This window comes from Flavobacterium pectinovorum (assembly GCF_900142715.1).
GTDB lineage: Bacteria > Bacteroidota > Bacteroidia > Flavobacteriales > Flavobacteriaceae > Flavobacterium > Flavobacterium pectinovorum.
This window is the reverse complement of sequence record NZ_FRBX01000007.1, coordinates 191,599-204,051: the sequence shown is the minus strand read 5'-3', so window position 1 is coordinate 204,051 and position 12,453 is coordinate 191,599. Positions and strand designations below refer to the sequence as shown.

Annotated in this window: 5 protein-coding genes; all 5 read right to left on the bottom strand. The window is 33.2% G+C overall.

Going from position 1 to position 12,453, the window contains the following annotated elements; genetic code table 11:
* Window positions 1–2,694, bottom strand: a complete 2,694-nt coding sequence (locus BUE22_RS21075) for an AMP-binding protein (protein ID WP_073397966.1) — start codon at window positions 2,692–2,694, stop codon at window positions 1–3.
* Window positions 2,695–2,708: 14 nt separating this feature from the next.
* A complete protein-coding gene (locus BUE22_RS21070; RefSeq protein ID WP_073397965.1) occupies window positions 2,709–7,115 on the bottom strand; it encodes a non-ribosomal peptide synthetase in 4,407 nt (1,468 codons plus the stop codon).
* Window positions 7,112–8,977, bottom strand: coding sequence for a class II aldolase/adducin family protein (locus BUE22_RS21065; RefSeq protein WP_073397964.1), 1,866 nt, complete (start codon window positions 8,975–8,977; stop codon window positions 7,112–7,114). Before BUE22_RS21065 ends, BUE22_RS21070 begins: the two co-directional genes overlap by 4 nt.
* A gap of 99 nt (window positions 8,978–9,076) precedes the next feature.
* Window positions 9,077–10,054 (bottom strand): aminoglycoside 6-adenylyltransferase, encoded by a 978-nt coding sequence (locus tag BUE22_RS21060; RefSeq protein WP_073397963.1) that lies wholly within the window; start codon window positions 10,052–10,054, stop codon window positions 9,077–9,079.
* A gap of 6 nt (window positions 10,055–10,060) precedes the next feature.
* Window positions 10,061–12,448: an outer membrane beta-barrel family protein gene (locus tag BUE22_RS21055; protein ID WP_073397962.1), complete on the bottom strand. Its 2,388-nt coding sequence runs from the start codon at window positions 12,446–12,448 to the stop codon at window positions 10,061–10,063.
* Window positions 12,449–12,453: the final 5 nt, after the last annotated feature.

The following is a 12,453-nucleotide window of genomic DNA, read 5'->3' as shown; positions in this document are numbered from 1 at the left end:
TTATTCTGTTGAAAAATTATTTAATATGCTAAGAGTTTCATCTATGGTACTCAAAGACTCTTCAATACTTTTGTTGTAGTCAGAAGTGGCTGTTTCCCCTTTAAGATAAGCCGCCAGTTTTGAAATCTGAGGGAACTCGAAAATATTAACAGGGGTTACTTCTTTTTTTATTTCCGGCAACTGGTTAATTTCTTTTACCAACTGTAAAAGCTTTAATGAGGTACCTCCTATTTCAAAAAAATTGGCATTTGTGCTTATCTGGGATTCTTCAAGGTTCAGAAGATTTGACCAAATTCTTCGGATTTTAATTTCAAAATCACCTTTTGCCTCAATATATTCCGTCTGTATGGTATCTTTAAATGATACTTCCGGCAAAGCTTTTCTGTCAATTTTCCCGTTTGGAGTCAGCGGAAATTCTTCTAATGAAATGTAATAGGTAGGAACCATATAGTCCGGCAAATATTTCATCAGATATTTTTTCAGCTCTGCATTGTTAATTGGCATATCCGAGCAATAATATACTGCTATGTACTGTTCTGAATTATAAGAAACAATATTGGCCAAAACGGTTCTGACATGGCTGGAATAGCTACTTGCAGCAAATTCTATTTCCTGCAGTTCCACCCTGTTTCCTCTCAGCTTTACCTGGAAATCATTCCTTCCTAAGAATTCAATATTATAGTCTTCCATCAGCCTTCCCAAATCCCCGGTTCTGTATAACCTTCCGTATTTAGGATGTTCATAGAAACGAATATCTGTTTCCTGAGGATTGTTTACATATCCCAGGCCTACACCTATTCCTCCTACAACAATTTCTCCTTTGAGACCTAAAGGAAGAACATTATAGTTATGATCCATAATGTATACTTTTACCTTTGGGATAGCTTTACCAATAGGGAAATTCTTTGTACTTTCTTCATTTATCTCATAAAATGAAGAGACATCACTTGCTTCACTTGGTCCGTAAGAGTTATATATTTTGATATCACTTACCAGATTCCTCAGATTTTTAATGATTACAGGATCTATTTTTTCTCCGCCAAATATAACTTTACGCAAAGAGTTTAATACTTTATACTCTGCATCTGTAAAAGAGCTAAATATAGCCGGAGCTGCATTTGCTACCGTTATTTTATTTTTGTGGATGAAGGAAGGAATATCATACAATCCTGTATTTTCCAAATAAATTGTAGCCCCGGCTAAAAGCGGTGCAAAATAGTTTTTTTGAGTAAGGTCAAAACTGATATTACTGATAATACCTACTTTATCATTCTCGTGAATTCCTATATCGTTTTTATACCATTCCAACAGATTCAGAAAACCTTTGTGGGTATTAATGGCCACTTTAGGTTTTCCTGTAGATCCCGACGTACACATTAAATACACAGGATCATCCTGACTAACATGCTTTATCTGCTCTACAGGAGCAATTTCTTCTATCTTATCTAAAAAATCCTGAAGCTGCAATTCATCGAAGATCAATTTACAGTTTATATCTTCCAGCAATGATTTTTTCCTTTCTTCAGGAATGAAGGGATCAATTACAACATATGCATTTCCTGATTTTATGACTCCGAGCAATACGGGGATAAAATATTCCGATTTATTGATACAGATTCCAACATGGCCTTTTCCGTTTTCAGTATAACTGCTGATATAGTGAGATACTTTATCTGACAAATATTTTACGTCTCCATAGGACAATGATTTCCCTTCAAAATCAATCGCTGTTTTTGTAGAATATTTATCAAAAGAATCTTCAAGTTTTGCAATAAGACTTTTATTTTGCAATGGTTGTGATTCCGTGGGAGCCAGATATTCAAGGCTCTGATTTTCACTTTCGGACATATAACCGATCTCATGAAGAACTGTATTGAAGCTGACTGGTAAAGCGTTAATTATATTTACCAGATGATCCAACAGCCGTTGAATATGTTCGTGTTTATATGAAGGATGAGAATCTATACTGATATTCAACTGATTCTGATCATCATTAATCAAAATATCAAGGTATGAATTGCCTCTGTCTTCGGATCTCTTGCCATATATCTTTTCTCCGGAATTGTATGAAAAAAACATTCCCGTTTTTACAATTTCTCCAAGCAGTTTATTTTTCTCACCATCTGCCAATAAATCTTTCCACTGATCTTTTTCAGATGCAGCGTGAATTGCTTCATTTTCTTTTCGAATAAGATTCTCTATGGTTTCTTTGTCCTCTATTTTATTCTTTATAAACAGTATTCTGTCTTCATTTGTACTTAAAAGATTAGTACAAAGGATGATGTTTTTCTGTCCGGTATACCGATATAAGAGTATTCTGTAAACTGTCAGGAACAAAGCCTGAGAGGTAATATTATGCTCTTGTGTAAACCTTTTTATTTCATTATACTTTGTATCTGAAATATTTTTGCTTACTACAGAGGATACCGTATTCTGAATGTTTCCGCTATTCCTCAGATCATTCAGATCCAGGCTATCCAGCTCTTCGTGTCCAAAGTAAAGCACATCCCGAAAGAAATAAAACGTATCTTTCCTGATTAGATAATCTATTATTTTTTCTTTATTCTCCTTCAAAAATGTTTTTTCCTCTACAGAAATTTGGGATATATTACCTTTCAGTCTGATCTGTGTGTTTTCAACTTCCAGGCTTACTCCTTTTGTACCGAGTGTTTTTAAAATATGTATAATTTCCATATTTGTTCTATAAATTATATTAAAAATTCTTGGTCCTGATTCATCTCAATTCGTAATGCCTCAACAACATCATTCAAATTATCGCCGGAATTATTTGCCATTTTTTCGATCAGATCTGTATATAACTGCAGTAATTTTGTCATTTTGCTTTCAGAAAAAATGTCTGTATTATATTCCAATCGAATTGTGAGTTCGTCTTTTTTTACCGTAATATCTATTTTGAATTCTATTTTGGAGTGTGTACCTATTTCTTCTACATGTACAAATTCTTCTATCTGTACACCGTCATCAAACAGTACTGTACGGGATACTTCTTCTTCATTATGAAGAATAATTGTTGTATCAAAAAAAGGATTTCTGGATGCATCATTATTCGGCAAGTACTTTTCTACCATCAGGTCAAAAGGATAGTCTTCATTTTCATACACCTGTACAAATCCTTTTGTGTTTTCTTCAAGGAATTCCTGAAAATTCACTCCTGATGAAACCTTGATTTTTAAAGGCAGGTAATTTATAAAAGATCCTATAATCTGTTCTGTATCTACGTGGGTCCTTCCGGAAGAAATTGTTCCGATATAGAATTTATTTTGATTACTATAAGCATGTATTAAGAGCCCATATATCCCAACAAGATAATTGTTCAGAGAAAGAGATTGTTCATTTAAGCTTTGCTTCAGGCCGTTAAAGTTTTCTTTTATCTTTGTGCTTATGGCGGTTCCATTGTAGGAAATCATACCGGGACGCACATAATCTATCGGAAAATCCAGGGAAGGAATGTCTTCTGCAAAAAAGTTTTCCCAGAAATTTTCATGCGTCTTATATTTGCCTTTGTGCCAGTTTACATAATCTTTATATTGTATTGCCAGAGGCTCAATATTGATACGTTTATCTTTAAGATATCTATTGTAATTTTCTTTGATTTCTTTATACAAAATCTCGCGCGACCAACCATCAGAAATAATATGATGAAGGGTTGTTGCAAGGATATATTCTGTCTCTCCTTTTTTGATTAGGTTTAACCTAATAGGCAATTCCTTTGAAAGATCAAAGGATTTATATCTTTCCTGACGTAAAAATTCAACCATTGATGGTGTATCCTGTATGGCTATAAGAGGAATTTCCAGATCAACATTCTCTATTGGTAAGATGTACTGATAAATATCTCCATCTTCATATTTGAATATAGTTCTAAGGGTTTCATGTTTTTGTATAAGCGCCACAAAAGAAGCCTTAATTGCCTCAATATTCAGAGAACCATTGATTGAATAATTCATAGGAACATTAAACAACGCTGCACTTTCTTTTTTAATGGTCGACAGCCACATTCGTTTCTGAGAATTTGAAACTTCATATCTCGACTGAACCGGTACGGGAGAAATCTTCGTATAAGAAGATTCTCCACTCTCATTTACTTTTTCCAACAGGAATTCTGAAAGGCTTTCAAACTCGGGATATTTGTAAATATCTCCCAAAGTTATTTTTACATTAAACGCTTTATATATTTTGTTGAGCATCTGTATTCCCTTTAGACTATGTCCGCCCAAAGAAAAGAAGTTGCTGCTGCCGGTTATATCATCTGTTATTAAGGTTTCTTTCCATATCCTTAATAAATGTTTCTGTAAATCTGAGGTTATAAAAATCTCATTTTCTTTAGAAGAATCATGAATCATTTTATCAGATTTATGTTCTTCATATAAATCTTTAAGAGCCTGCTGATCAACTTTGTTATTTGTCGTTAACGGAATTTTATCAACAAATAAAATTTCGGCCGGAACCATATATTCAGGCAGAGAATTTTTAAGGTATTCTTCCAAATCTGAAGAACTTTCTTTGGTAATCCCGGTTACAAAAGCGCAAAGCCCTGTATCTCCGTTGTTTTCTACAGCCAATACTGCTGAATCGCTTACGCCCGAAAAAGTTCTGATAATGTTTTTAACTTCATCCGGCTCTACTCTGTAGCCTCTGATTTTTACCTGACTGTCTCCTCTTCCCAGAAACATGATTTCGTTTTCCAGAGTGATGAAACCGATGTCACCTGTCGCATATATTCTTCCATAATCGGGATGAACAATGAATTTTTCTGAAGTAAGTTCTTCATTATTCAAATATCCTTTTGCAAGTCCTGCACCTCCAATAAAGACGTTTCCTGTCTCATATTTTGAAACTTCTTTCTTTTTGTCATCTAAAATAACAGCAAAATTATTGGGAATCGGAGATCCTATTACAGGCCTTTCAATGTATTGCTCTATATTATTTATTTTTTTGAAAACAGTTCCAATAGTCGTTTCCGTAGGGCCATAATGATTGATAACTTCTATTGTCCCGAAAGATTTTTTAAAGTCTGCTAAATCTTTTGTCTTTATTTTTTCTCCTCCCAAGATTACTTTTTTAAGATCCGATCCTTCAATCTTAGTAAAGTTTTTTGCATTTAATATGGCGTTAAAATACGACGGAGTCGTTTTAATATAGGTTACTTTTTTATCTGTAATCGTATTGATCACCTCATCCACATCATACAGGGTATCTTTTTTAACCATCTGTAATTTTCCTCCTGAAAGTAAAGTCCCCCATAAGCTTGTATAGCCTAAATCAAAGGCATAAGAAGAAAGAAGTATAGAGGTGTCGCTATGGTTAATACCAAGTGTTCCGTTAAGGAAGTCGACATAGTTTATCAAAGATTTATCCTGAATACAAACTCCTTTGGGAGCTCCGGTTGTTCCTGACGTATATATAATATATGAAGTACTTTCCGGCGTACGAATAGCATTACTGCCCGTGGATATACTGGATGTACCTTCTGTAAAATTCAGTGTATCAATAAGGAGTTTTGGTTCAAATTCCTCTTTCTCATAATTACTTCCCGTGATTAAAAGCTGTGCATTAGAATTGTTAAGTATATGCGTGATTCTCTGTTGGGAATCATTAGGATCTATAGGAACTATACTTCCATTGATCTTTAATGTCGCCAAAAAAGCAACAATCACATTATGGTCCCAATCGCTCATTACACCTATTGTTGGCGATGATGCATCTGCTATTTTATCCAGAATTAACGCAGCCAGTACATTTGATTTGTCATCGATCTGTTTGTAACTATATGCTGCATTTTCATCTTCTATGGCAATATGGTCCGGAAACTGCTTCACGATTCCTGCATATCTTTCCAAAACCGATTCTTTAGTCACGGTATTTTCTGTCTTCAACAGTTTTTGGGCACCTGTTTCGTAAGGCTCGATATCAGCTGTATTTTCAGAATATCTTTCTATGATCTGAATACTATTGTGCTCCCACAGCTGCATAAAGTAGGTAATATCTTCACTTCTGATGCTATTATTATGATGTAAGGCAACAGTAGTTTCTTCTTTTGCAGAATAAATCTGGGCAATAAAACCTGAATAGTCATTTCGACGATCTATAATCTGACTCAAAGGAGTTTTATCTTTAGTAATTATACTTAGATCAATAAATTCAAAAATATACTTGAAGTTTGATTTTATAAAATCTGCATATTCCTGATTATTAAGAATATATTCTTTTCGACTGTTCAGTAATACCACCAGTTTTCCTATGCTGTCACAGTATTCTTCTATTCCTGAAAAACCTTTTGCTGCTTCTGCATTAAAAGGTAAAGTACTGGCATAAAGTCCTATATTTTTATAAAGCTGCTCGAAGCTTCTGCCATGGCTTACATATCCTGCACCAAATACTGTATTTTTATCTGCAGATATCTGACAAAGCGTATAGTGCCATCCTGATAACAATAGTATCTCTTTATCAATTGGCGCATTTTGCAGTAACTGCACAAGCTTGTTGCTCAGCATATGAATCTGTGTTTTCCTTTTTCCCTCCTCAGGAACATTCAATTCAAGGTTTGTTCTGAAAGGCTGAAATTTTTTCATTACATCTTTCCAGAATTCCGAATTTTCTTCATTCCCTTCTTCACCTATAATATGTTCTCTCCATGCAGAATATTGCAGGTAGCTAATATCAGCCGTATCATAAGTTTCTTTGTGATACTTTTCTAAAATACGGTGGTACAGCATTATTATACTCCAATTGTCAAAAAAGTAAAGTCCATATCTGAACGCTATCGACACAGCATTTTCATTATCCTGAATGATGGTGATGCTTAGATTATGTTCTTGGGATACGGAGTTCTCTGCATTTTCTATATCTTGTTTATGCACAAGTTTTACATCGAAATTTCTTTCCTGCTCAATACTTAAAAAGGCTTCTTTTCCCGGGGAAGTAATATTCATGTAAAGAGATAATTCATCTTTCAGAACTTCCTTTATATCATCACAAAGCTTTTGTCCCTGAATATTCTCCAGAGAAAAAACCATTACATTATACAAGTCACCTTTACCCGCCGCCAGATACGTGAGGTTTTGCTGTGGTGACAAATTATATCTTTTTATCATATGCTTAAAGAAATTGGATAGTAGTTTTTGATATCCGCGTGTTCTCTTTCGATTCTTCTCGCCAAAGCATCAAATTCAATTTTGAAGCCCATAGGATTGCTGATCCATTCTTTGGAATTTTGCGCTGTTTGAGAATCTATAAGATTGACTTTTTCGTTCATCTGTCTTGCCAGTACGTTAAGTCTAAGTGTACGCTCCAGACTGATCATGTACATCATAGCTGTTTCAATACTTTCTCCACAAGCAATTGCTCCATGATTAGCCAGAATGGCAACGTTTTTATCCCTCAGCTTTTCTGCTAATTTAATGGCTCGGTCTGTTGTATTAACAGGACCGTCGAATTCATTATACAGAACATAATTATCATAGAACATGCAGCTGTTCTGGTCAAGCATCAGTATTTCAGGTTTTTCCAGCGATGAAAAAAGCGTTCCCCACGGAGAGTGTGTATGCACGATACAGTTGGCTTCTCTGCTTGTATTATGTATTTCTGAGTGTATGCAGAATCCTGCTACATTAATAGGATATTCTCCTTCAATGACTTCTCCTTCGTTGTTTACCAATATCAGATTGTCTGGTGTTATTTCATCGAATAGTATCCCGAAAGGATTTACCCAAAACAGATTTTTCTCATTGGGTACTTTCATACTGATATGCCCGCTGATACTTCCTTCATCAAGCTGAAGACTTCTTAGCATTCTGCACGATAAAGCAAGTTTGTATTTAAGCATTGCTTTACTGTCTCCATATTTGGATTCGTTGGTGATAAAGAAAGACGCTGTATTTTTTCTGGCTTCAGTTACTTTTTTTGTGGCTGAGGCTTTTACGTAGTTGCTAATATTATCTTCTTCAGACATAGATACAAAAAGCTGTCTTGCCCCGTCATAAGAATCACGGCCATGAGTGAAATTAATATTATCCATCATCAAAAGATCTCCTTTGTCCCAATCAAACCTGAAAGCCACATCGTCGTAGGCTTGTCTTATCACCTCCAGATCAGCGATGGATATGGCTGTACCATCTCCATAATAACTGTTGCGCGGAAGATTGTCTATTCCGTAGGCATCTATCAAATAATTGTAAACATCACTATCCAGATTACTGTAATGAAAAAGATGCGCCTGATTGAACCATATTTTTTTATTGGTAGCTTTATCAAGAAGTGTTGCCTGTGCAACGTAATCAATTCTAAGTCTGGTCTGATCGATTTGTGTAAGGTTCATATGATGCTCCTTACAGTATTTCTCTACTTCTTTTATGTCTGATGTTCCGAAAAAAGTTTCCCACGGAATATCCATTTCCTGACTAAAATTTCGAACATACATTACGCCTCCTTTATCTTCAAATCTTTTGGAAATATCAGACGGGATTTTATTATACACAGCCGAACTATTACAGATAGGCGTACAACCACCGATCTCTGAGGGACGTTCACAATAAAAAAACAGCTTTTTGGGCCAGGATTTTGAGTAAGAATGCTCGTTATGCTGAGGGATAGACTGTTCTTTAGGATATTCTGTCGAAGTATATATTTTATCTTCCAGTCTCGTTCTTGGAGAAGAAGGTTCTGCATACTCCAAAGCACCGCCTAAGGATAGATTGTCAACAACTGAAGAAAATTCTGTTTTGGAGGTAAAGCTTTTAAATTTTCTGAATAAAATAATTCTGTTTTTTTCATAAATTTCATCTACAAAATTATTGTTTTTTGCGAGCCAACCTTCCAGTTCATTATCTTCAACCGAGGTTATAACTGCTATTTTTGTATATTCATTCCCTATTATTTCAAACTTTATATCTTTAGGAAATTTATCACTTATTTCCTTAGGCTGGATATTGATAAGGCTGTTAAAACTATTTTCCATATTCGTGGTATTTATTTGTTTATATTATTTAAGAAGTTCACATATTTATTTGTTTCTCTGTTCTCTTTTTTTATTGTATAATTGGGTTCAACAAATATTTCAGGTGTTTTCAGATAAGATTTCTTTATTGTTTAATACTTCCGGAATAGCCACATTTTTAATAAAATCAATCACGAAGTTTTCAAATTCTTTATTTAAAGAAAAATTATATTCGTTGGCCACAATGGTTGAAAATTTTTGGTATAATTCAGCTGTTTTAATTAGTGAATTTTGCATGTTATTTATATTATCAGATAATAACGTTCCGTATAAATCATGATAAATTTCTTCTCCGCTCCAATCATATATTTTTAAACCATTATAAAAAACATCTGTTGATTTTTTGTTTAGGGCTGCTTCCCATTCTATCATTCTTACTAATTCTTTTTTTATGTAATTATCATAAGTTAGAATTGTAAAATAAAAATCTTTTCTTATTAGCTTAATCGATGCGGTATAACAGGATTGCCAAAAAAAATTATAATGCTGAAAAAATATTTTTTTGTCTAATTTTTTATCCAAAGTAATAGTCTCAGAAAAAGTAATAGTTCTTTCTAATATTTCTTTCAGATTAATTTTATCGACATGAATTTTATACCCTCTTTTTATAGTATCATAGAATTTTAAAATACTTCCCTCAACACTTTTTTGTAAAAACCCTGGAAGTAACAATTTCAAGCCAATATTTTTTAGTTTTAAATAATAGCTTATAAGCTTGATTTTTTTTATATCAATAATTGTTAAATCATACATTAAACCATCCTCTAGAATCACTTTGTTTTTATCGACTCCTTCCTGCAAGTCTTTAAATACTCTTCTTGATATTATCTTTCCTAAAGGATTAATCCATGAATGATTCTCTTTATCTAAATATTTTTTAGGATTATTAGTAAACAGATACAAGTCTATATCGGAAAATTGATCTATCGAATTTTGAGAAAAACTTCCTATTGAAACCAATGAAATAATATCTTGGTTGTTGGATAATAATAATTCAACGCCTTTATTTATAGTATGTATTCTTTCTGATGTATTCATAATAATTTAGTCTATTCGTTCTTTAATTTCATCTGAACCGGTTTCTCTTTTTCTTTGTTTTTTTAATTGATTATTTCCGAAATTATAGGTAAAAGTTAACCTTATAACACGCGGTTCATAACTATAAAGAACATAAGAGCTGTTCAAATTTTCTGTAGACTCAAAACTATAATCACGTCCAAAAATGTCGCTAAAACTCAATTGGACTCTACTATCCCATTTTGGAATTTTTTTATCTATACTTAAATTTACTCTCTGATAATCATCTATATTGCTTACTCCTGATATCCTTTTTGAATTATAGGAAGCAAATACCTGAATAGAAAAGTCTTTTGGTAATGTGAAGTTTTGGGAAGTTCTTAAAACATAAAATGTATCATCCTCTTTTTGATCATCCATTTTTTGATCTAAATAGGATAATTGAAGGTTATTTTGCATATCCCACCAATCTGCAATCTTAAATGGTAAAGACAGAGAAAAATTTAAAACCTTTAAATAATCTATATTTAAGGAAGTTAAAACTTGTTGGGTTGTGTTATCCGGAAATATGGTTTGTGATCTGGCTATCGCGTTTTTTTCAATTGTGTACTCCAGCGATACTAAATATTTTTTATATTGGTAATTTGTTGAAAATGCGTTACTGATAGATGGTTTAAGCTCAATATTACCAAAATAATATGTGTTTGGATCCAGGAATAAAACAAAGGGAGCCAAATCAAAATAAGTAGGTCTTGCAATTCTTCTTCCATAAGAAAATTGCAAAGTATTGTCCTTATTTAATTTTCTGGATAGAAACAAGGATGGAAAAAGCTCGCTCAATTTAGAATCAAGAACATTTCCTTTGCTTAATAAGTTTAAATCCTGAGTTGAATATTCGTAACGCAAACCAAGTTTAATATCTGTCTTGCCATTTGCTTTCCAATCCATAGAAGAATAGACCGCTGCTATATTTTCAACTAAATCCGACTTTTCGCTAAATTCTTCATTCCTTATATATGCACCATTTATCAGATCTTCTACAAGTACGTTATTATCGAGATTTGAATTGGTATATTTTGATCCTAAATCAAATTTTACATTTTTGTTTATTTCTTTTGAATAATCTACTTTTCCAACCCAAACATTCACGGGAGTCTTTTTTGTTGCCGAAAAAGTTTCATTTTTATATGCAGCTCCGGCAGCATCAAAATAAGTATTTTGGTAATTAGTGGGAGCTCCGTTATAATAGTTCAAATAATCAATATCAAAGTTTAAGGATTGTGAATCATCAATTTTTGTGTTGAAATTAATATTGGTACTAAATAAATCTCTCTGGCTGTCTTCATCATTAAATAAAACTATTGACGAATTAGTACCAGCTGATTCACTCTGTGCAGTATTCCCAAATACTTCTTGTTTAAATCTACTTGTATTGCCATTAACAAGCAATCCAAGTGTGGTTTTATCATTTATATAATAGTCCAGTCCTAACCTTCCGGAATAGCCGTTTATTACCGGATATCTGTCGCTAACCGTTTTATTATAAAAGGCATTGTTATCTGATTGTATGGTAGAAGAATTGGTAAATTGTCGGGGATTGTTATTTCTGTCAAAATTTAAATCTCCAAAAAAATTAATGTCCTTTTTTCTGGTATTCCAGTTTATTCCCGCTTTTTCCTTATCTTTTTTTCCATAACCCAATCCTAAAAGAACACCGCCATTTGTTCCTTCAGTATTTTTTTTAATCTGTTTGATATTGATTAATCCACCGGTAAATTCTGCATCATATTTAGATGGTGGATTTGATATTAATTCAATTTTTTCAATGTCTTTTGCATTGGTGCTGCTTAACATTTGCAAAAGAGATGCAATAGGAACTCTAACCAACTTGTCATTGATCATTATACCTACTTCTGTTTTACCATTTAGCGTTATTGCATTTCCGTTTGAGCCAATATCTACTCCGGGCATTCTTTGCAATACTTCTAAAGCACTCCCGGAAATCCCTATTGGAGTTCCTTCAACGTTAACAACCAAACGATCGGTTTTTTGAACCATTTGCTGTTTTTTTGTTGATATCACAACTTCCTTCAAAACATTATCCGTTACCAATATAATGGGACTAATATCCAGATCTTTGTTTTCTATAACGATATCTGTTTTATATTCCTGAAAAGACAAAGCAGAAACAATTAAAATATAATTGCCGTTTTTTATGTTTTTTATATTAAATGTGCCATCAATTCCCGATTGGACAGGGCGAATTTTTACGGTATCATTTACTGCAATAATTTCAATTTTTGCCAATGACACACCACTTTCCTTACTATCTTTTATACTACCCGATATATTATATTGCGCGATACAATTTGTGGAAATAATAAATAAAAAAATAATCGATAGTATACGTTTCATATGTT

Coding starts and splice junctions, on each gene's coding strand:
- BUE22_RS21065 (WP_073397964.1), bottom strand. CDS start 8,977: ATGGAAAATAGTTTTAACAGCCTTATCAATATCCAGCCTAAGGAAATA.
- BUE22_RS21075 (WP_073397966.1), bottom strand. CDS start 2,694: ATGGAAATTATACATATTTTAAAAACACTCGGTACAAAAGGAGTAAGC.
- BUE22_RS21060 (WP_073397963.1), bottom strand. CDS start 10,054: ATGAATACATCAGAAAGAATACATACTATAAATAAAGGCGTTGAATTA.
- BUE22_RS21070 (WP_073397965.1), bottom strand. CDS start 7,115: ATGATAAAAAGATATAATTTGTCACCACAGCAAAACCTCACGTATCTG.
- BUE22_RS21055 (WP_073397962.1), bottom strand. CDS start 12,448: ATGAAACGTATACTATCGATTATTTTTTTATTTATTATTTCCACAAAT.